The sequence below is a fragment of the Roseomonas sp. WA12 genome (assembly GCF_054165765.1).
On record NZ_CM135108.1, the window covers coordinates 3,913,479 to 3,934,632 of the forward strand.

Annotated in this window: 17 protein-coding genes and 1 pseudogene; 4 read left to right on the top strand and 14 right to left on the bottom strand. The window is 72.2% G+C overall.

From position 1 onward, the window contains the following. The first annotated feature begins 88 nt into the window (after nt 1-88). Nucleotides 89-1,852 (top strand): allophanate hydrolase, encoded by a 1,764-nt coding sequence (gene atzF / locus ACVBD7_RS18565; RefSeq protein ID WP_458094726.1) that lies wholly within the window; start codon nt 89-91, stop codon nt 1,850-1,852. 117 nt (nt 1,853-1,969) lie between these two features. On the opposite strand, the gene ACVBD7_RS18570 is transcribed toward atzF, so the two are convergent. From ACVBD7_RS18570 to ACVBD7_RS18620, 11 genes and pseudogenes are all read right to left on the bottom strand, one after another. Continuing rightward, entirely contained in the window at nt 1,970-3,307 is a 1,338-nt protein-coding gene (locus ACVBD7_RS18570) for a nucleotide sugar dehydrogenase (RefSeq protein ID WP_458094727.1), read from the bottom strand. Then, nucleotides 3,307-3,702: an OmpA family protein gene (locus ACVBD7_RS18575; protein WP_458094728.1), complete on the bottom strand. Its 396-nt coding sequence runs from the start codon at nt 3,700-3,702 to the stop codon at nt 3,307-3,309. The genes ACVBD7_RS18570 and ACVBD7_RS18575 overlap by 1 nt, the downstream gene beginning before the upstream one ends. A 50-nt stretch (nt 3,703-3,752) precedes the next feature. Next, nucleotides 3,753-5,726 (bottom strand): polysaccharide biosynthesis protein, encoded by a 1,974-nt coding sequence (locus ACVBD7_RS18580; protein ID WP_458094729.1) that lies wholly within the window; start codon nt 5,724-5,726, stop codon nt 3,753-3,755. A 10-nt stretch (nt 5,727-5,736) separates the two neighbouring features. Then, entirely contained in the window at nt 5,737-8,208 is a 2,472-nt protein-coding gene (locus ACVBD7_RS18585) for a glycosyltransferase (RefSeq protein ID WP_458094730.1), read from the bottom strand. Continuing rightward, entirely contained in the window at nt 8,205-9,314 is a 1,110-nt protein-coding gene (wecB, locus tag ACVBD7_RS18590) for a non-hydrolyzing UDP-N-acetylglucosamine 2-epimerase (RefSeq protein WP_458094731.1), read from the bottom strand. The genes ACVBD7_RS18585 and wecB overlap by 4 nt, the downstream gene beginning before the upstream one ends. A 147-nt stretch (nt 9,315-9,461) precedes the next feature. Beyond that, a complete protein-coding gene (locus ACVBD7_RS18595; RefSeq protein ID WP_458094732.1) occupies nt 9,462-10,679 on the bottom strand; it encodes a glycosyltransferase family 4 protein in 1,218 nt (405 codons plus the stop codon). 86 nt (nt 10,680-10,765) lie between these two features. Continuing rightward, nucleotides 10,766-11,985 (bottom strand): annotated as a pseudogene (locus ACVBD7_RS18600) (DegT/DnrJ/EryC1/StrS family aminotransferase). 201 nt (nt 11,986-12,186) lie between these two features. Then, entirely contained in the window at nt 12,187-12,831 is a 645-nt protein-coding gene (locus ACVBD7_RS18605; RefSeq protein ID WP_458094733.1) for a sugar transferase, read from the bottom strand. After that, a complete protein-coding gene (locus ACVBD7_RS18610) occupies nt 12,824-14,080 on the bottom strand; it encodes an O-antigen ligase family protein (RefSeq protein WP_458094734.1) in 1,257 nt (418 codons plus the stop codon). Before ACVBD7_RS18610 ends, ACVBD7_RS18605 begins: the two co-directional genes overlap by 8 nt. 187 nt (nt 14,081-14,267) lie before the next feature. Further along, nucleotides 14,268-15,170, bottom strand: a complete 903-nt coding sequence (locus ACVBD7_RS18615) for a hypothetical protein (protein WP_458094735.1) — start codon at nt 15,168-15,170, stop codon at nt 14,268-14,270. 28 nt (nt 15,171-15,198) lie between these two features. Continuing rightward, nucleotides 15,199-16,869 carry a heparinase II/III family protein gene (locus ACVBD7_RS18620; RefSeq protein ID WP_458094736.1) on the bottom strand — a complete coding sequence of 557 codons (1,671 nt, stop codon included), beginning with the start codon at nt 16,867-16,869 and terminating at the stop codon, nt 15,199-15,201. Between the two features lie 426 nt (nt 16,870-17,295). Here ACVBD7_RS18620 and ACVBD7_RS18625 point away from each other — a divergent pair, with 426 nt between their 5' ends. The 3 genes from ACVBD7_RS18625 to ACVBD7_RS18635 all read left to right on the top strand — a co-directional run bounded on the left by ACVBD7_RS18625 (nt 17,296) and on the right by ACVBD7_RS18635 (nt 19,150). Next, nucleotides 17,296-17,511, top strand: a complete 216-nt coding sequence (locus ACVBD7_RS18625) for a hypothetical protein (RefSeq protein ID WP_458094737.1) — start codon at nt 17,296-17,298, stop codon at nt 17,509-17,511. A 274-nt stretch (nt 17,512-17,785) separates the two neighbouring features. Next, the gene (locus tag ACVBD7_RS18630) at nt 17,786-18,250 is read left to right on the top strand and encodes a hypothetical protein (RefSeq protein ID WP_458094738.1); all 465 of its coding nucleotides are present in this window, start codon (nt 17,786-17,788) and stop codon (nt 18,248-18,250) included. Between the two features lie 306 nt (nt 18,251-18,556). Next, nucleotides 18,557-19,150, top strand: coding sequence for an SH3 domain-containing protein (locus ACVBD7_RS18635; RefSeq protein ID WP_458094739.1), 594 nt, complete (start codon nt 18,557-18,559; stop codon nt 19,148-19,150). 409 nt (nt 19,151-19,559) lie between these two features. Here ACVBD7_RS18635 and ACVBD7_RS18640 read toward each other — a convergent pair whose 3' ends face one another. From ACVBD7_RS18640 to ACVBD7_RS18650, 3 genes are all read right to left on the bottom strand, one after another. Then, nucleotides 19,560-20,237, bottom strand: a complete 678-nt coding sequence (locus tag ACVBD7_RS18640; protein ID WP_458094740.1) for a hypothetical protein — start codon at nt 20,235-20,237, stop codon at nt 19,560-19,562. After that, complete coding sequence (locus ACVBD7_RS18645) at nt 20,237-20,821, bottom strand: hypothetical protein (RefSeq protein WP_458094741.1); 585 nt, start codon at nt 20,819-20,821, stop codon at nt 20,237-20,239. The genes ACVBD7_RS18640 and ACVBD7_RS18645 overlap by 1 nt, the downstream gene beginning before the upstream one ends. Before the next feature lie 67 nt (nt 20,822-20,888). Then, complete coding sequence (locus ACVBD7_RS18650; RefSeq protein ID WP_458094742.1) at nt 20,889-21,146, bottom strand: hypothetical protein; 258 nt, start codon at nt 21,144-21,146, stop codon at nt 20,889-20,891. Nucleotides 21,147-21,154: the final 8 nt, after the last annotated feature.

Sequence of the window (21,154 nt, forward strand, 5' to 3'; positions counted from 1 at the left end):
AACGCCGCAATCCCCGGATCGTTCGAGGCGGCAAACGGGCGGCCTGCCTTTTGCTAAACCCCTGGTCAGAACGGTCAGGGGGAATTGCATGCTCTGGAACATCGCACGGTCCGAAGGCCCGGAAGCGGCGGCGCGTACCGCGCTGGACCGCATCGAGGCCTGGGCCGACCCTGCCCTCTTCCTCCACCGCATCCCCGCCGATGAGGTGATGGCCGAGGCCGCCCGCCTCGCCGCCGAGGGCTCGATGGGCCGCCCCCTCTACGGCATTCCCTTTGTCGTGAAGGACAATATCGACGTCGCCGGCCGCCCCACCACGGCTGCCTGTCCCGACTATGCCTATACCCCTGCGGAGGACGCCCCCTGCGTCGCCCGCCTGCGCGCCGCCGGTGCCATCCTGCTGGGCAAGGTGAACCTGGACCAGTTCGCCACCGGCCTGGTCGGCGTCCGCAGCCCCTACGGCACCCCGCGCAACGCGATCGACGCCGCCTGCGTCCCCGGCGGCTCCTCCTCCGGCTCCGCCAGTGCCGTCTCGGCCGGCATCGCCGGCTTCGCGCTCGGCACCGATACCGCCGGCTCCGGCCGCGTGCCCGCGATGTTCCAGAACATCGTGGGGCTCAAGCAGAGCCTCGGCCTCGTGCCCACGCGCGGCGTCGTCCCTGCCTGCCGCTCGCTCGACGTCGTCTCGATCTTCGCCCTCACCGCCGAGCACGCGGCCACCGTGCTGGACGCCATGGCCGGCCCCGACCCCGCCGACCCCTATTCGCGCGCCGCCCCCACTGGCTGGCGCGCCTCGGGCGGCACCGTCCCCCCCGCCCTCCGCGTCGCCGTACCGGAGGAAACCGACCTCCTCTTCGACACCCCGGACGACGCCGCCCTCTTCGCCGCCGCCCTCTCCCGCCTGGAAGCCATGGGCGCGACCCTCGAGCGCGTCTCCATCGCCCCCTTCCTGGCGCTGGCCCGCCGCCTCTACGACGGCGCCTGGGTCGCCGAGCGCACCTCCGCCCTGCGGGACATGGTGGTGAACCACCCGGCCTCACTCCACCCGACGACACGCACCATCCTGGAAGGCGGCCTCGCCCGCCTCACCGTGGACGCCTTCGACGACTTCCACGCGGTGGCGCAAACCCGCCTTCTCTCCCGCGCGATGTTCGCTCGGTACGACCTCCTCGCCGTTCCCACCGCCCCTGGCATCCCCACGCTGGAAGCGCTCGCCGCCGAGCCCATCGCCGCCAACAGCCGCTGCGGCACCTACACCAACTTCGTGAACCTGCTGGACCTGGCGGCCATCGCCCTTCCCTCCGGCTTCCGGGCGGACCGGCGCCCCGCCGGCATCACCCTCATCGCCTCCGCCTTCACCGAATCCCGCCTCTGCGCCCTGGCCGCCCGCCTGCACCACGCCGCCGGCCTCCCACTCGGCGCCACCGGCGAACCCACGCCCGAACCCACCCCCGCCACCGGCCCCGCCGAGGGCGAAATCCTCCTCTTCTGTATCGGCGCCCATATGTCCGGCCTGCCCCTGAACGGGCAGGTCACCTCCCTCGGCGGCCGCTTCCTGCGCGTCGACCGCACCACCCCCGCCTACCGCCTCCATGCGCTCGGGAATCGCCCCGGCCTGATCCGCACCGAAGGCGGCGCCCGCATCGAGGGGGAGGTCTGGGCCCTTCCCGCCGCCGCCATCGGCCCGCTGCTGGCCCAGGTGCCCGCCCCGCTCGGCTTCGGCACCGTCTCGCTCGAATCCGGCCCCTGCCTGGGCTTCCTGGCCGAGGCGGCGGGGGTGGAGGGCGCGCCGGACATCACCGTGCATGGCGGATGGCGCGCCTGGCTGGCCAGCAAGGAAGGCCGGGGGAGATGAACTCCCCCGGACCCCCTCCTTTTTCTGATTAGTTTTCTGAGGCGCGGCCTCGGCCACCCGCCCGCGGCAGCCTTGAAGAAAAAGGAGGGGGTTTGGGGGAGTTCGCTCCCCCAACCTTCAGGCCGTCACCACAACTCCCGGCCCATCCCCACGAAACACCCCCCGCGTATCCACCACCAGCCTCGCCGCCCGCCGCACCAGCGCCAGGTCCATCCCCGGCTGCGGCGTCACCACCACCACTGCGTCCTGCGCCGCCAGCATCGCCTCATCCAGCACCACGCTCTCCAACTCCGGCGAGGTTCCGTGCAGCCGCCGGGTCGCCGGGAACCGCGGCACGAGCGGGTCGTGGTAGGACAGCACCGCGCCGCGCTCCTCGAGCAGCCGAAAGATCTCCACCGCCGGGCTTTCCCGCGTGTCCGGCACGCCGGATTTGTAGGCCAGCCCCAGCAGCAGGATGCGCGCGCCGCGCAGCGTCACGCCGCGATCGTCCAGCGCATCACGCAGCCGCGCGATGGCGTAGCCAGGCATGGCGTCGTTCACCCGCCCCGCCAGCTCCACGAAGTCGCTCGGCACGCCCAACTCCCGCGCCTTCCAGGCAAGGTAGTAGGGATCGACGGGAATGCAGTGCCCGCCGAGCCCAGGGCCCGGGCGGAAGGGCATGAAGCCGAAGGGCTTGGTGGCCGCGGCGTCGATCACCTCGTGCACATCCAGGTGCATGGCGTGCGCGATGCGCTTCAGCTCGTTCACCAGCCCGATATTCACGGCGCGGAAGACGTTCTCGTAGCACTTCGCCAGTTCGGCGACGGCCAGCGACGATACGGGCACGAGACCCCCCGCCACCGGCCCGTAAAGCGCCTCCCCCACCGCCAGGCAGGCGGGCGTCGCGCCGCCGACCAGCTTCGGAACCCGCGCGACGGTGCCCTCGGGATTACCGGGATCCTCGCGCTCCGGCGAATAGATGGCGAAGGCGTCCACTCCCACCCGCAGCCCTGCGCGCTCCAGCACGGGCAGCACCAACTCCTCCGTCGTGCCGGGATAGGTCGTGCTCTCCAGCGCCACCGCCTGCCCTGCGCGCAGATGCGGCCCCAGCGCGGACAGGGTCTCGCGCACCGCGGTCAGGTCGGGTTCCTTGTGCGGCCCGATCGGTGTGGGCACGCATACCACCAGAACGTCGCAGCCCGCGGCCGCCTCCGCCGTGGCATGCGCGCGCATGCCTGAGGCCGCGATGCGATCATCCGCGATGCCGTGCACGGGGCTGCGTCCGGCATTGATCGCCTCGACCTTCAAGGGATCAATGTCGAACCCATCCACCGCGAAACCTGTCTCGGCGAAGCGCAGCGCTAGGGGCAGGCCGGCATAGCCGAGGCCCACAACGCCGATGCGGGCCTGCCGTGCGGCGAGGCGGGCGATGAGGATATCGCAGCGGGCAGCAGGGCCCTCAGGGCTGTCCATCATCACACCCAGACCTCCACCCGGCGATTCTCCTGCTGCGGCGCGCCGCGGGCGGTGGGGATCATGGGCCGGGAGGCGCCGAAGGCAGTAACGGTGATCCGATCGGATGGAACACCGTTCAGCGCGAGAAAGGCCAGCACGGCCTCGGCGCGCTTGCGGCTGAGGCGCAGGCCGCCCCTGGACTCCTCGGCCCCGTCGCAATGGCCCTCCACCCTCATCGGCTGGCCCGCGAGGGGTACCAGGAAGTTGTACAGCATGCCGAATGCGGTGAACTGTGCCCGCGGCGTGAGCTCAGTGCTACCAGGCTCGAAGAGCAGCACCAGGGACCGCGCATAGTCCGGCCCGCCGGTCCTGATGATGGGCCGCACCGGTTCCGTGCAGGCGGCCAGGGATGTCACAAGTCCTCCGACGCCGATGAAGCTGCGTCGATGAAGCCGCGCCGATCCGCTCAAGCCCGCCCCGCGGCCGGCGTGTTCGGCGCGTGCTCGAATTCCGGCACCAGCCGCGCCAGCCCGGCCAGCGCCAGCCGCGCCTGCCCGCCCTTCGCGGCCGAGGACACCTCGTCGATCGCACGCCCCACCAGCGCCGCATCCGAGGTGCGCGGCGTCGCCACCAGCAGCCCGGCGAAGCCCGTCGGCCGCGGGGGCTCCTGCCCGTGGAACAGCTCCTCGAACAACTTCTCGCCGGGGCGCAGGCCGGTGAAACGGATCTCCACCTCCTCGTCCGGCTGCAACCCGGCCAGCCGGATCATCCGCCGCGCCAGATCCACGATCTTCACCGGCTTGCCCATGTCGAGCACGAAGATGCCGCCATCCTTTAGCTCCGGCGGCTGGTCGTCGCGGTCCTCCGCGCCGATCACACTCGCCTGCAGCACCAGCCCCACGGCCTCGCGCACCGTCATGAAGTAGCGGCGCATGTCGGGATGCGTCACCGTCAACGGCCCGCCCCGCTCCAGCTGCCGCCGGAACAGCGGCACCACCGAACCCGTGGAGCCCAGCACGTTGCCGAAGCGCACGGTCACGCAGCGCATCCCGCCCCCGCGCGCGGAGCGCGCTTCGTCACTCTCCTGGCGCGCCGCGACGTCCAGCGCCTGGCAGTACATCTCGGCAAGGCGCTTGGACGCGCCCATCACGCTCGTCGGGTTCACCGCCTTGTCGGTGGAGATGAACACCATCGCGCGGCACCCGTTCGCGCGCGCCGTGTCGGCGATCAGCCGCGTGCCCAGCGCATTCGTCAGCAGCCCCTCGAGCGGATCGTTCTCCACCATCGGCACGTGCTTCAGCGCGGCCGCGTGGAAGACCAGCTCCGGCCGGATCTCCTCCATCAGCCGCCGTAGCCGTGCCTCGTCACGCACATCGGCCAGCACGGCGCGGCGCGGCACGCCGGAATGCGTCTCCGACAATTCCAGGTCGATCTCGTAGAGCGCGAACTCCCCGTGATCGAGCAGCGTCAGCATCGAGGGGCCCAGCGCCGCGATCTGGCGCGACAGCTCGCTGCCGATCGTCCCGCCCGCGCCCGTCACCAGCACCCGCCGCCCCTGGATCAGCCGCGCCATGCCCTCGCGGTCCAGCGGCACCTGCGGACGGTCCAGCAGCTCCTCGATCGAAACCGGGCGCAGGTCCAGCCGCCTGGCGGCCTGGATCGCACCCTGCGTCACGCCCTGGGGACGCGCGGTCGCGGGGTCGAGCGCAGTCGGGCGCGGCGCGCGGCGCACGGGCACGCCATGCCGGTCAGCCGCGTCCAGCAGCGCCTCCAGCCCGGCGCCGGAAATCGCGGGATCGGCCAGCACCAGCAGCGCGGGCAGCCGCCCCTCGGCGCGCAGCGCGTCCAGCACGCCGCCCGCCTCCTCCACCGTGCCCAGGATCGGCACGCCGAGCAGCCGCCGGCCCCGCTGCCGCGCGCGCGGCGCCAGAATGCCCTCCACCCGATAGCCGGGCGCGCGCTGGGCGATCAGGGCGCGGAGGAACAGGTCGGCCGAATCCACGCTGCCTGCCAGCAGCACGGGCTGTGCCGGCACGTCAGAGACTGGCCCAGCCCGGTGCGCCGAGCGAGCGCGCCCGAGCAGCCGCGCCCCACCCACGAAGGCGGCCAGCACCCCGGCGTGGAGAAGCGGAAAGGCGATGCTGGGCGGACGCCAGGCGCCGCTGGCCAGCAGCCCCAGCCAGAATAGCGCGGCGGCGACCGCCGAGGCGCCGGCCACCGGCATCAGGTCCGGCAGGCCGACATAGCGCCAGTACTGACGCGGCAGGCGCAGCGGCAGCGCGGCCGCCGCAAAGGTGAGCATCGTGCCGAGAACGGCCCCCGGCCACCACCCGGCCCCTGGCCAGACGCCGGGCGTGGCCAGCCACAGCGCGACCGGCAGCGCCAGCGCGGCCAGCGCCAGGTCCAGCCCGAGATTCAGGAGGATGCGCGGCGATGCCATGGGAGTAAGCCTAGGCCCCTGCCGCGGGCGGCGTCACCGCCCCGGGCTGCAGCAGCCGCCATTCCGGGGGCACCGGTTCCGGCCCGCGCGGGCCGGCGGCCCGCAACCCCGCCTCCACCAGCGGCACGTCGGAGGTGATGAGCAGCGGCACGGGCAGCTCCGGCGCGATCTCCGGCTCACGCGCCAGCAGGGCGGCCACCGAGGCCGGCACCCCCCGCACGCTCGAAAGCCCTGCCTCGTCCAGCAGGCGCATCCCGCGGCTCTTCGTCGGAAGCTGGATGAACTGCCCCGTCAGTGCGGGGCCGGTGGGCGCCGGCGGCACGGGCCGCGGCGGTGAGGACGGCAGCGGCGGTGCCTCGGGCGCCGCGACCATCCCGGCCAGCATGGAGAAAGGCTGCTCCACGGGAGCCGGCGCGACCGGCCGCGGCGCGGGCGAGACCCGCAGTGCCTGCACCATCGAGCCCAGCGCCGCCGTGGGTGTGGGCGCAGGCGCGAGCGGCGCGACCGGGCCCTCTTCCTCGGCAGGCAGCGGCCCGAGAACCTGAGAGGGCGGCGGCAGCTCGCCCGGCGGGGGCGCGACGGGCGGCGGCCCGGGCGGCGGCTCCGGCGCCTCGCGCGTCAGCATCGCGGCCAGGGCTGGCGGCATCTCCTGCCCGCCACCCAGGGCCGCATCCAGCAGCAACCGCGGGGCCTCGGCGGCCGGCGGAGTTTGCGCGGGGGGCGGAACGGGGACGGGCCTGCTGGCCACGGGCGCTGGCCCGGGCACCTGGCGCGCGAGCATGGCCGCCAGGGAGGCCGGCATTTCCTGCGTCCCGCCCAGCCCAGAATCCAGCAGCATCCGCGGCACCTCGGCCGGCTGGGACACGATCGGGGCCGGCGCGGTGGCGGGAGGCGGGCTCACCGTGGGGCGGGTGCCCCGGATGGCGGCGGAAAGGCTGGCGAAGGCATCGGCCGGACCGATGGCCGCCGCGGGCGCTGCAGCGGCAGGCACGGCCTGCATCGGCACGGGCCGAACCGGCGCCGGCGATATGAAGGGCTGCGCGGGGGCGACCGCGGGCGCCGGCACAGGGTCAGGTACGGGCCGCTGCGGCGCAGTAATGTGTGTCTCAACGGGCGCCGCGACGGGCATCGCAGCAGGCACCTTGGGCCGGATCGGATCGGAAATCCGCACTGGACTCAGTACGTGCACCGGCTCCGGACGGGGCACGGCGGCCGCCGGCCGGAGCGGCTCCGGCTCGGCCACGGGCGCGTCCGCGGGCTCGCGTGTCCGGTCGGACGCGGGCAGCGGCGCCAGTTCCTGGTACAGGGAAACCAGTCGCGCCGCCTCGCCGGCCCAGCCATACCGTCCCCGCGCCGCGGCCCGCCCGGCCGCGCCCATCTCCGCGCGCAGATGCGGGTCCGTCAGGGCGCGCACCGCCTCGGCCACCGTGTCGGGATCGGCGGTGTCCACCAGCACGCCGCAGCCGGTTTCCCGCACCACCGCGGCCACCTCCTCCGCGAAGTTCGGCACGATCACCGGCAGCCCGGCCAGCATGCAGTCGAACAGCTTGTGCGGCAGCGCGAGGCGGTGATTCTCATGACCGGGCTGGAACAGCACCAGACCGATATCCGCCTCCGCGGCCGCCAGCCGCACCGCATTCTCATGCGGCAACCAGCCATGCCGCTCCACCGCGCCCGCCACGCCCAGCCGCTTGGCCTCCGAGAGGAACTCGGTCTCCGACGCGTCCGTGAACCGCCCGATGAGGGACAGCCGCGTCCCCTCCGGGGAGCGCGCCAGCGCCCGCAGCATCTCGAAAGCACCGCGCTCGCGGGTGAGCGCGCCCAGATGCACCAGCGTCACCGGCCCGTGCCGATGTGTCCGCGGCTGCACGGCCACCTCCGCCGCGTAGTTCCGCACGGGAACCACCTCCGCCTTGGGAAAGGCGTCCTCCAGCCCGTCCTTGGCCACCACCACGGCATCCGCCCGCGCCGCCATCCACTGGCAGGCCGCGCGCACCGCCCGCCGCCCCAGCCCGCGGAAGATCCCGGGCAGGCGGCTGTCGAGGCGCGACGGATAGTGCTCGTGCACGTCGATCACGACGGCCGCGCCCGTCATCCGCGCGGCCAGAATTGCGGCATACCAGCTGTCCGGCTCATGCGCGTGGATCACGTCGGGCTTCAGCCGCGCCGCCCGCCGGGCCAGCGCCCGCGCGGCGCGCAGGCGCCCGATCCAGCCCGACGTCCGCGGATAGGTAACGATCTCCACCCCCGCATGGCTCGCCGGCACGTCCTTCGCGCCCCGCAGCGGCGCGGGGGCGAGATGCGTCACCCGCCACCCCGCCTCCACCAGCGCCGCGCCCTCCTTGCCGACGATCCGCAGATCCGTTGGCGGATGCGCGGCCGACAACATCAGGATCAGCGGTGCCTCGCGCGAGGCCGCGCGCCTCAGGGCGGCAGCCTTCGTGGGCACCCCCTGCTGCGGCACCTTGCGGGCCTCGCTCATGCCCGGGGGCCCGCCATGCCGACCGGCACCGCCAGATACGCCGCCAGGTGCTCCACCATCCGCGCGCCCGCCCGCCCGTCCCAGAGCGGGATGGGCCGCGCCCGCGGCCGGTCGCCCTCCAGCACCGCCGCCACGGCCTCGGGCAGCCGCGCCGGCGGCACCAGCCGGTTGGTCCCGGCCTCCAGCGTCACCGGCCGCTCGGTCGAAGGGCGCAGCGTCAGGCAGGGCAGGTCCAGCGCCCAGGCTTCCTCCTGCACTCCGCCGCTATCGGTGGCGACGAGGCGGGCGTGGGCGAGGAGGCCCAGGAAATCCAGGTATCCGAGCGGCGGCAAGGGCATGACCCCTTCTGGCACGAGGAGGCCGAATTCCGAAAGACGTTGTGCGGTGCGGGGATGCACCGGCCAGGCGAGTGGCAGCCGCCGCGCGGCCTCGGCTACCGCCCCCAGCATCCCACGCAGCGCCTCCGCCGTGTCCACATTCGCCGGGCGGTGCAGGGTGAGGACGCCATAACCCCCGGCCTGCAACCCCGGCGGCAGCGCCCGGGCCCGGGCGGCCGGCAGCGCCCGCAGCAGGCTGTCGATCATCGCATTGCCCACGGCCCGCACCGTCCCGGGGTCATGCCCCTCGGCCAGCAGCCGCACCGCCGTGCCCTCGTCCGGCGCCCAGAGCAGGGTGCTGACCGCATCCACGGCCCGGCGGTTGATCTCCTCGGGCATGTCCAGGTCGCCGCAGCGCAGCCCGGCCTCCAGATGCGCCACCGGGATCGCCAGCTTCCGCGCCGCCAGCGTCGCCGCGAGCGTGCCGTCCACATCCCCCGCCACCACCACCATCGCAGGGCGGCGGCTCTCCCACAGCTCGGCACAGGCCATCATCGTCCGCCCGGTCAGCCCGGCATGGCCGCCGCCCGAGACCCCCAGCGACACATCAGGCGGCGCCAGGCCGAGATCGGCCAGGTGGCCGCCGAACATCCGGGCATCGTGGTGCTGGCCGGTATGGACCACCACGGGGGTGCAGAAAGGCGGCGCCTCGGCCAGCGCATGCATCAGGGCGGCCAGCTTTGGCAGGTTGGGGCGCGCGGCGGCAATCAGGTGGATTTCGGGTCGCACGGGTCAAAGGCCGGGGGAGCGAACCTCCCAGACCCCCTCCTTGTTTTGGTTAAAGCGTTGGGGCGCCAGCGGCATTGGCGCATCCTAGAACTCGGAAAAATAGATGAGGGGTCCGGGGAGAATACCTTCTCCCCGGCCTTGTCTCCTTCAGGCCGCCTGCCTCACGGCAACAGCCCCCTCCAGCACCTCGCAGAACCGGGTCGCGTGCAGCCGCCGGTCCCAGTCCCGCACCGCGCGCGCCCGGGCGGCGGCACCCATCACGGTCCGGGTGCCCGGATCCGCGGTGAGCGCCGCCAGCGCATCGGCCAGGGCCGGCGCGTCGCCGGGGGGCGCGGCGATGCCACAGGCGATGCCGTCGCTCCCCGCCTCGACCAGCCGCGCGGCGCGGCCGGGGGCGTTGGTGACGACCGGCAGCCCGGCGGCGAGGTAGTCCATCAGCTTGTTCGGCGCCGTCCATTCCGCGAAGGCGGGGATGGGCGCCAGCAGGTGCAGCCCGATCCCGGCGGCGGAGAGCAGGCCTCCCAGCTGGGTCTTGGGCAGCGGATCAAGGAGGGTGAGGTTCCGCAGGTCCCGCCTGCTGGCCTCGGCCATCAGCCGGGCCCGCTCGCCCCCCTCGCCCACCAGAACCAGGCGCAGCCGGCGCTCCCCGGCGTTGCGCAGGATGGTCGCGGCCTCAATCGCGGCGTCCAGCCCGTTGGCCCGGCCATGCGCGCCGGCATAGACGCCCAGCACCTCCCAGGACTGCGCCTCGGGCGGGCGCCAGGGGGCAATGTGCGGCCCGAACAGGTCCAGGTCGCAGCCATTCGGCACCACATGCACCCGGGCGGGATGAGCGCCATGGGCAATGGCGGTCTCGGCCATGCCCTCGGTCAGCCCGATCACGGCGGCGGCGCCCCGGCAGGCGGCATCGGCTAGCCGGTCCATCGCGGCGAGCACCGGGCCGGGCACCGCACCCCCGAGATGCGCCTCGGACAGCGCGCGGGGCAGCTCGGGCCAGGGATCGCGGATCTCGAACACGAAGGGCAGCCCGCGCAGCCGCCGCGCGGCCAGGGCCGGCAGCGCGACCGTCAGCGGGGTGGAGGAGGCGAGCAGCAGGTCGAAGCCGCCCCGCCCTCCCCTGCCTTGGTCCGTCCCCCTCAGCGCCAGCCGCGCCGCGCGCTGGGCGTAGCGCAGGAAGACGGCGCTGCGCGCACCCAGCCCCTGGGCGTTGGAACACGGAATATCGAACTCCACCACACGAAAGCCCGCGACCCTCCCCTCTCGCCGGCCCTGCCGGAAAGGGCCGTCCAGCCCGGTCTCCGCGCCCTCGTAGCGCCCGCAGGCGAGGGTGACGTCGTGGCCCCGCGCGGCCAGGGCCCGCGCCATGGCATGGGCCCGGGTGGCGGTGGCGCCGGATGGGCCGGAATAGTGCTGGTGGAGATAGAGAAGGCGCAGCGTCGTCGGCCGAGGGCTCAGGCGCGGGCCAGCCGGCGGATCACCTCGATCACGCGGCTCTGCTCGGCGGTCGTCATCTTGCCCGAAGGCAGGCACAGCCCCCGCTCGAACAAACCGGCCGCGATCTCGCCCCCGATGCTGCGCGCGCCGCGGAAGGCCGGCTGTAGGTGCAGTGGCTTCCAGACCGGCCGGCTCTCGATCCCCGCCGCATCCAGCGCGCGGCGCACCACCTCGCGGTCGGCGCCGAAGCGCACGGGGTCGATCAGCATGGCGCTCAGCCAGCGGGAGGAGCGGCCCCAGGCGGGCTCGGGCATGAAAGAGATCCCCGGCAGATCCGCCAGCCCCGCGACATAGCGCGCGAACACCGCCCGCCGCGCCGCCACGCGCGGCTCCAGCGCCCGCAGCTGCGCCAGCCCCACGGCGGCCAGCACCGAGGAGAAGCCGTAGGAATAGCCGATCGTCTCGTGCTGGTAGTGCGGCGCGGATTCCTTGGCCTGCATCCCGAAATGCCGGGCCGAGGCGATCAGCCTGGGATCGTCGGACACCAGCGCCCCGCCACCGCCGGCGGTGATGATCTTGTTGCCGTTGAAGGAGAAGCAGGCGAGCCGCGCGCCCTGCCCGGCCGCCCGCCCGCGCCCAGGCTCTCGGCGCTGTCGCTTAGCACCGGCACGCCCCAGCGATCGCAGGCCGCGACGATGGCGTCGAGATCCGCGCATTGCCCGTACAGATCCACGGGCACCACCACCCGCGGCAGCCGCCCTTCCCGCGCCGCCTGGGCCAGGGCGTCACGCAGCAGGTCGGGGTCCAGCGTCCAGCTCTCGGGCGAGACATCCAGGAAGGTGATCTTGGCGCCCATCTGGGCGGCCGGCGCCACGGTGGCAACGAAGGTGAGGCCGGGCGCCCAGACCTCGTCCCCGGGCTGCACGCCCAGCACGCGGTAGCCGAGATGCAGCGCCGCCGTGCCGGAGGAGGTGGCAAGCACGTCGCTGAAGCCCGAGGCCTCGCCGAAGGCCTTCTCGAAGGCGCGGGGGATCGGCCCGGCCGGGGCGATCCAGCCGCTGCGGAGCGTCTCCTCCAGCGCCAGCATCTCGCCACCCGCCAGCTCGGGCGGGGAGAGATGAATGCGGGCCAGCTGGCCGGCCTCCGCGGCCGGGCGGCAGAAGCGCAGAATATTCGGCCCCGAAAGCGCCAGGGCCGTGGATGCGGGCTCAGCAGGCGGGATGAGCTGCAGGGCCATTCTGCCCCCCAATCGTGATCTTCATCTTACGTTGTCTTGCCACTGAGCGAGTCGGCAAGGCCCTGCTCAACCTCCGGTAGGGATTTCTCACCTTTCCGTGTTGCATTTTCGGAAGTGGTGCAACCGCGCCTCACATTACGCTCTTCAGAACCCCTGAGTCACCCCCGGCCAAGAGACCTTGCCCACGTGGTCCCGGCCGAATCAGCCCGCCCAGGGCCCTGCCGCATCACCCCTGGCGGGCGGGCGGGCCGGAAGCTCCGGCATGGTCGCGTGCCCCGGCGCAGAGACACCCCGGCCGGACAACAGCACCCGCAGCGTACCCAGCGCCGAACCCAGATCCCCCCGCGCCGTCACCCGCTCGGCATAGCGCGCATCCCATTCCAGCCGCGCCGCCCAGGGCACCGCGTTGCGCCCGCGAGACTGCGCCAACCCCGCCAGCCCCGGCCGCACGCGCAGCCGCTCCGCCTGGCGCGGCGTGTAGCGGGCGAGATACGCCACCGGCAGTGGCCGCGGCCCTACCAGGCTCATCTCCCCGCGCAGCACGTTCAGCAGCTGCGGCACTTCGTCCAGCGCCGAGGCGCGCAGCACCCGCCCGAAGCGCGTCAGCCGCGCCTCGTCCGGCTCCCCGGGATACCGGGGCGCGCGCATGGAGCGAAACTTGAACAGGGTGAAGGGCGCCCCACCCCGCCCTGCCCGCTCCTGCCGGAATACCACCCCGGGCCCGAGCGCGACCCGCACCGCGACCGCCACCGCCCCCAGCACCGGGGACAGCACGGCCAGCAGCGCCGCCGCGGCCGCCGCATCCAGCCAGCGCTTGCCGCACCGCGCGTAGAACCCCTCAGACATCCCGTCCCCCGGAACCCTCGATGCCCGGCCCGCGCGCCTCGGCCTCCAGCCCGGCCGAGAGTGCCAGGCCAAGCGCGAACCACACCATCCGGTTGCCCATATCGGTCGAAACCATCGCCCCCAGCGCCACCGGCAAGACCAGCGCGACCAGCCGCCCCGCCGCCCCCGGCGGCATCGCCCGCAGCCGCCCCAGCAGCAGCGCCCCCCCGCCCCCGAAAGCCCCCAGCCACAGCAGCAGCCCGGGCAACCCGCCCTCCACCATCGCCTCCAGCAGATGGTTGTGCGGATACAACCCCCGCCGCTCTCCGTTCCCTGCCGCAAGGGTGAAGCCGCCCGTGCCCAGGCCCCAGGGCATCGTCTCCCCCGCCCAGTGCACCGCCTCCGCCCACAGCGCGGGCCGGGCCGAGGCCGCCAGCCCGTCGCCGGTGAAGCGCTCCAGCGTCCGCAGCCCCTCCGCCCGCGACGGATCGGCCAGCACCACCGCAAGCCCGAGCGCGCCCGCCGCCGCGGCCAGCCCCACCCAGCCCAGCGCCGCCCGCCCCCGCCCGGCCGACCAGAGATGCGCCGCCGGCGCCAGCACCACCGCCAGCCCCAGCGCGATCAGCCCCGCCCGCCCGCCCGGCAGCAGCCCCGCCACGCCGAGAAATCCGGTCAGCCCTATCCAGGGCAGCCGCCATGCTCCTCGCGCCTCCACCACCCGAAGCGCCGAGAGCCCCGCAGCGCAGGCAATGGCCAGCCCCGCCAGCTGATACTGAACGCGCACCAAGTCCGGGTTGGCGCCCACCGCGCCGCCGAGCACCACCTCCCCGTGCATCAGCCCCCAGGCGATCGAGGCCGCGACGAAAGGCCCCAGCACCAGGGTCGCCCCCGCCAGCACTCGCCGCGCCCCGGGATCGCCTCCCACGGCCAGCCCGGCCAGCAACATCGCCGGCGCTACCAGCACCACCTCCGGCAGCTTGTCCGCCAGCACCTCCCGCGAGGGACTCCACAGCGACGCCACCACCAGCCAGAGCCAGAGCAGCCCGCAGCAGGCCAGCGGCCCCGCCAGCACCGGCCGCGCCCGCCAGCGCGTACCGGCGGCCAGCAGCAGCAGGCCGGGCAGCAATGCCGAGGTGCAGAGCAGCGTCAGGTCGAAGGGCAGGTTGGCCAGCGGCGGGGCGGACTTGAGTGCGCCGGCGAACTGCATCCCGGCAGCAGGCAGGCCGGCCATCGCGGCCAGGGTCGCGGTGGTGGGGCGGGGGATGGTCATCGGGCAGCCCCAGGGGAGCGCCGCTCCCCTGGATCCCTCGCCAGGAACCTGAGGTTCCTGGACCTCCCATCTGTTTTCAGAGGAGCCGCCCAGGGTCCGGGGAGCCCGGTGGCTCTCCGGCACGGGCAAAAGCAAGCTTTCGCCCTGGGAAGGGGGGAAGCAACGGTTCCCCCGGGCCCGCCCGCGCTCACTCCTCCAGCTTCCGCGCGAACTCCGGCGGCGCCACCCGCGCGCCCCTCACCCGCCGTACCCGCTCCGCCGGCACCCCGAACAGCAGCACGCGGCAGGCAGCCAGCAGCAGGCAGGCCAGCGGCACGGCCACACCCAGCAGCATCAGCAGCAGCGGCCGGTTCGGCAGGGCGGGCCAGATTCCCACGCTGGGGGCGGAGACCAGGCGCGCGGCCACGGCCTCGTCGGCGCGGGCGATGACGCCGGCGCGCTGGTGCTGGGCCAGCAGCTCGTACATCGGGTTGCGCATGAAGATGTCGCGCTCGGCGGCAAGCCTCGCCTCCAGCGCGGCAACGCGGCGGCGGGCCAGGTCGTCCAGGCTGTCGCGTACCCGCTGCTCCCCGAAGGCGTGCAGACGGGTGAGAAGGTCGAGCGCGGTGTCGCGGTCAGGATGCGGCAGGGAGAGGCTTGTTGTCACCGTGGCGAGGGACTGGGTCACGGCCAGGTTGCGGTCGAGCCAGCGGTCCAGGTCGTCCAGGTCCGCGGGCGCGGGCGGGATGCCGAGAAGAACGCGCAGCTGGCCGATGATCCCCTCCCGCTTGCGAAGCGTGAGGTCCTCAAGAATGGCGGTGTCACGCGCCAGCATTCGTACCGCCTCGGCGCTGCGCAGGCTTGCGAGGTAGATGGCGAAGTTCCCGCCCGCCCGGTTGTCCAGCAGCCCACCGGGCATCACCAGCCCGCCCTGAATGAGGGTGGAAGCGGCAAGGCCGGTGGTCTCGGCCGGCGCGACCACGGCCTCGGCCACGTATTGCCGCGGCCAGGTCATCACCAGCGTTGCCCCGAGCGCGAGTAGCACCAGGACCGCCGCGATGACGCGCCAGCGCAATCCCCAAACCCCGAGCAGCAACAGTTCGAGCGGCATCAATACTCACGAATGTGTGTGGTGCATTCTATTCCGTGAGTCCCGGGCCGGTGCAATCGCCGAAAAGCTGGATTCGCGTGATGATGGCAGTGAGTGGCGCCGCTGCACGGACCACGAGCACCGGTGCTGGCCGCACATCGCCATAGCCCGGGCTGTTCCAGCCCTTGTCCAGCGAGAGGCGGAGCGGCGCGTCGGCCGAGAGGATGATGCGTGCCTCCGGCCCTTCCACTCCATCCTCCAGCAGCCTCCAGGGGCCGGGCGAGAGATGCCAGCGCAGCGTGACGAGGCGGAAGGGCCCGGATACCCGGTCCTCCACCGCCCAGTCCGCTTTGTCATCCTCCGGGGGCACCACGCGCCGGGCATGGCGGTTGCCGCAGGCGTCCCGTGTGGCGGCGCCGTCCGCCAGCGTCTCGGTCACCACCCAGCGGGCGAGGAGGAACCGCCCGGCGCGCGGCATCGGCTCCGCCTCGTCGAACAGAACAAGGTTATGGGCGGCGGCGGACGCGAAATGCGCAGTCCACCAAGCCGACCCGGCCGGCGGGTTGTAGGCACCGGTACCGGAATCCCGAAGCGGGTTTCGCGAGCCCTGCCAGAGGTCGAAATGCAGCAGGTCGGCCTGCCCTGGCCGGAAACGCAGGGGCCCGGTGCGGAGGAGGGCGCGCGCCGCCCCCCGCCGCCAGCCCCGCGTGCCCGCCGCCACCCAATCCGCCTCGGGCGGCATCGGCGCGGCAGGCGAAAGGCTCAGCCAGGCGCAGCCGGCATCCTCCGCCACCCCGGCCGAGGCGCCCGCGAACAGCCGCGCCGCCCGCTCCACGCTGCCCCGCGCATCCCCTGGCCCACCGAGGGAGAGATCCGCGAAGGCGGAGCCGTCCTGATGCCCCAGCCGGGGGACGGCGCCGGTCACCCCGTCAACCAGCCGGGCTAGCCAGCGCGTGGCCGCCACCGCCCGCTGGCTCACGGGTTCCGGCAACGGCGGCGCTTTCTGCTTCCGGCGCAACCATTCCAGCACCGAGAGCACGTCCAGCAACAGCCGGTGATAGCCGGTCGAAACCTGCGCGAAGCCCCCGTCCGGCGCCACCAGCCGCCCCATCGCCGTGGCCAGATCCCGCGCCGCGTGCCGGGCCATCACGGCGTCATCCAGCGCCCAGCCGAGGGCCAGCAGCCCGGCCGGCTCGCTCACAGAATGGTTGTTGTCCTGCGCCACCGCATAGGCCCGCGTGGCCGCAATCCGCCGCGCGTGCAGCCGCAGCAGCGCCATCATGCCAGGCCGGGGCGCCTCACCACCCAGCAGTGCCTGGGCCAGAAGAAGATGCAGCGCCCGCAGCGCCGCCTCCTGCCCGCAGGCCCAGACCGGGCCGCGGAAGGGCGGATTCGCCGCCGCCCATTCCGCCAGCCGCGCCTCGGCGCAGGCCAGATGCCCGCAAGCGGGCTCCAGCCGATGCGCCTGGACCAGAAGGGGCAACCAAGCCAGGCGGTTGGCCTCCCAGACCGGCCGGACATCACCAGGCGCGAAGAGATCCAGCCCCATCGCCGGCGCCGCCGCATCGAAGGGCCCGTGCGCGACCGCCGGCAGGAGGCGGCCCGCCGCCGCCAGCACCGCGGCGCGCGTGCCCGGCGCCAGCAACGGGGCCGGCAGCGCCACATCCGGCAGGAAGGGCCCGGACGGCACCGCCATGTCCCGCAAGGCCCGACCGGGCATTCCGGCAGCCCGCCTGATCCTGTGCCATGCCAGCCACAGCAGCGGCCGCGCACCCAACCGGGCAGCGGCGTCGAGCCGAAGGGGGATCTGGCGCGCTTGGAAAGCCATTGTTCTGCGTGCTAGCACGATCACGGGTTTGTCATTGCCCTGTTTTTCGCCCTCCGGTTGCGGCGGCGGGGGCGGCACAGCCAAGCGGGGGTAGATTGTCGATCCGGGACGCAGCAAGTCGGGCGGGGCGGGTGGGCATGGCCCTTGTCCTCGCGCTTCCATCCGTCTTTCCGTCGATGGCCCTGGCGCAGGGCCAGCCGCTGCTGCCCCCCTCGCTCCACCCTGCCCGGCGGCGCGCCGCTGCCCGGGCTTTCGGCCGGGTCGCAGGCCGATGTCCTCCAACGCATCCTGGATGCAGCGGGCGGGCGTGCGGCGGGGATGGCCGCCACGCCCGTGCCGGCGCCCTCCCTCGCCGCCCCGCCTTCCACCTATTCGAACCCTGGCAGCTCCAACCCCGGCCCTACCACCTACCCACAGCCGCTCGCGCCGCGTGCCGAGCCGGGGGAGCCGCTCTCCAACACCGAGGCCTTCTTCGCCGCCCGTCTGCCGGACCAGCAGCCGCCGCTCCGCCAGTTCGGCTACGACACCTTCTGACGATCAGGGCTGATTAGTCCTCATTTTGCTGAATTCTTGCTGGGTTATCTCTTTCAGCCCACATCCCAGCCCATGCGAACCTTCAGAGGGGTTCGCAGGGGGGTTCGCACCCAAGTGCGCAGCAAATCCCTCACGCGCGCGGGGAGCATCTGCGAACCCCCTCCCAGCTTCCTCATGCGAGAGGGCCCCAGACAAGGGCCGTCATTTTTCGTGATCGGGCTGGCCCCAGAATCGGTGTTCCCGAATCGTTCTCCGTCGGTTTAGCGTCCGCCGCATGAGCCACCTCCACGACACCCACGCCCCTCCCGCTGACCTGGACGTGCTGGCCGCCCGGCATGCCGAGCTCGTCTATCGACTAGCCGTCGGCCGCGGCTGTCCGAAGTGGGAAGCCTGGGAGCAGGCGGTAGCCGACTTCGGCGCTCACCATCCGAGCTGGCCGATGCCGCTGGTGGAGCGCGAGGCTGCGCGGACTGTGGGCGCTCTCGTCCTCAACCAGCTTGCAGCCGCCGAGGCCGAGGCGAAGCAGTCGGCGAACAGGATCCCGCTCGACCTACTGGTGGACCTGAGCACGCCGGAGACGCCGGAGAGCATGCGAGCATCAATGCGGGTGGAGGGGATGGGAGCCGGTGCAGTCTCCGTCTTCCGCGGCGCCTGGAGGCTGGCTGGCAACGTGCGGCCGGTGAGCGGTCGGTTGCCGCTGGGTCGCCTAGCTGAGAGTGATGCGAGGCTGCACGCCTAAGGGGTTGTTCGCACCAATGCGGACGCTGTGCTTGAGGTAGAGGGGGACCGGCGTCGGACATCTGCCCAACCGCCGGTCCAGGCCGTTTGCTTGAAGGAACAAGCTACTGGAGATAGAGCGGCCCTCTCTGCGGCGATCTAAGCACGCCCCGAAATGATCTGCCTAGCAAGTGTGAGAGGTCCGCGTGGTAAGGCAGTAGCGAGCCGCCGCTGCGTTTATGTTAGGCCGGCCAGCACCCCGCACGGATGCTGACAGTGGTCGAGGAGCGTTGCCGCAAGCATTGCTCTGGCGCAAAGATATCAGGCGATGAAGATCCTCAAGTTCATGCTCGTCGGCCTTGTGGGTCTGTTTATCCTGGGGTCGCTCCTCCCCAAGCGGGAGGAGACCCAGGATGATCGTGACCGTTATACAGTCGGCTATCTCGCCACTGGTCAGTGCATGTCCGGTCAGAACTTTAATGACCGAGCGGCGCGATGGCTCGACGGTTCAGATTGGAGCAACGTTCCAGGCGCAGCGACCTTTGGTCGCGATGTGAAGATCCTGGTTGCGGGCACGAGAGTTATGGACGCGATGATGCGCCTTGGCGTGAAGGCCTGCCCGGACCTTGACCACATTTTTCAAGCATACGTAGCCACTCAGGCGCCGAGGCCCGATCGAGCGCCGGCCCTGGCGCGGCCAGCAATGGCTCCCCCTGCTACTCCCAGCGTTGCAGCTTCGGGCGCTAGCCTGAGGATGCGTATAACGGGCAACGTTAGGGCAGGGGCAGGGCAGAGCAACCCGGTGGTCCGGGTGGCCCAGGCAGGCGAAGAGCTGATCGAGTTTGGTCGAGATCGGGGCTGGGTCCGTGTGGGCAAGAGCGAGCCAGAAGGTTGGGTGGCTGAGAGCCTGATAACCCGGTAGCTCCCAACCCCGACGGGGCCCCTGACCGCTCCTATGGTATGCGGGTGGCAATAGCGCGCGAGTTCGCTAGGGAGTGCCCGATGCCTAAGGGTTCCGCCGCCTACTTTGCGAGAATACCCAACGTTTGCTGACATTTCGAAGCGTTGAGAGCGACGCCGTTTGTCGGAAATCGGCTTTACGAAGGCCTCTCATCGGTAGGGCTTTCGGCGAGAGAGTAGCAAAGCCTGAGGGTCACAGGCCTTGGACAAGCCGCCCTCCTATTTCCGAAATACCTGTGCGGCCCTGCCGCTAGCGAACTCGCGCGCTATCGCCACCCGCATACGTTGCAGGACCTCAGGGGCCCCGCCACCTCGAGGAGGCGAAGGGAGGCGGAGGTTGCCCTCGCCTCCCCCGCCGCCTGCCCCGCGGTTCAGCCCCGGGCGACGGACTCACTCGTGTTCAGCCGGGCATAGACCTTGTCAGGATCAGGGGCTTTGGCCGTGGGAACCGGCATACCGCTATGGTGTGAAGTGTCGGTGACGATGGCGGCATCTGCATCTGCCTTCGCGCCGAAGGCGATCTCGCGGAAGCTGTCCACCTCCATCCCTCCGACTATCGCCTTTGCTGCAGCGGTCGGCAGTCCAAGGTTTCGGCCGATCCCTGCAATCATCTGCGCCCGGTCGAGATCCTTCGCCACGCCGGCCTGCGTCGCCCCGAGCGACAGAAGCCTAGAGATCAGCTCGGGGTGTCCGCCATCCGTGCAGGCCTGGGCCACGAATGTGGCGTCGGCTGGGCTGTGAACATTGGGGAGTGCAGCCGGGGCAGGTACAGACCTGCGCGGCGGCGGCGAGATTGGTGCCCCACTCTTCGCCCGCATGTCGAACGCAGGATGAGTTATCCTCGCTCGTGCATCCCGATCCTCGATCTCCTCTGCCACAGCCAATGTCTCGGCGGACACAGGCTCCGCGGCGCGCCCGCGGCTGGCGCGTATCTCGGCGATCTCCTGTTCGGAGAGGCGCTCTGTCGGACGGCCTGCCCGCCCTGATGCGATCGCGGCGGATACGACAGCGCCTACCGGCGCCTTACGGGTTTGCATTCCCTTGCTCATCAGCGCACCTGCTCGTTAAGGCCACGGCCAGCACACCAGTCGGCGAGCATATCCCCGAAACGCCACGCATCGCTGTCGCCCTCGATGTCCTCCTTGCCTGCGAAGATGGCGCTCATCTCCGCCTCGGCATCCTCGTAGCGGCTCAGTGCAAGCCGCTGCGTCTCCCTTACCTCTCCCGTGCCACGCTCAGCCTGCTCATGCAGAGTGGATACCTCCCGAAGCATGGCCTGCATCTTCGGACCATTCTTTCGCCACCAGGCCAGGCGAGCGGCTTTGGCGGTGCGAGTGCGGTCCAAGGCATCGCTGAGTTTGCCGAACACCTCAGCGCGCTGTGAGGCTACTAGTCGGTGCCCAAGCTCGGTGACGATGGCCTCAACCCGTTCGCAGTCGCCACGCGCCTCGGTCAGCGCCTTCTCCGCAACGGAGAGCTGCTGGGCGTCGCCGTCCAGCAGGAGACCGTCGCGCGCAGCCTTTGCACTCGTGACCTGCGTTTGAGCGGTGTCCTGCATTGCCTGGGATCGGGCCAGGGCTTCCATGATCGCCGCCGAGGAGGTGTCAGCGGGGCGGAGTGTCGTGAGGTCCATGATGGACTCCTTACTGCCGTGGAGAGGTTGGCCCGGAGGTGACGGCGGCGCCGTCCGGGCAAAGGGGTCAGCGGCCGGTCAACCGGGCGCGATGTTCGTGGAAGCCGCGCAACAGCCCGTCCCGAAGCGGGTCAGGCTCTGCCGGGTCAGGCACGACGGAAGCGGCGTAGTGCTCCGCCATCGCCCTAGCCTCGGCCTCGTCGTGGTCCAGACCAGCCCTCCAGCGAGCCGCCAGGGCAGACAGAGGAATGCTGTTTTTACCCCGCCCCAGCGGTTTGCGGTCGGACAGGTCGGACAGGTCGGACTGACCAATGAAACCGGGCATAAAGTGCT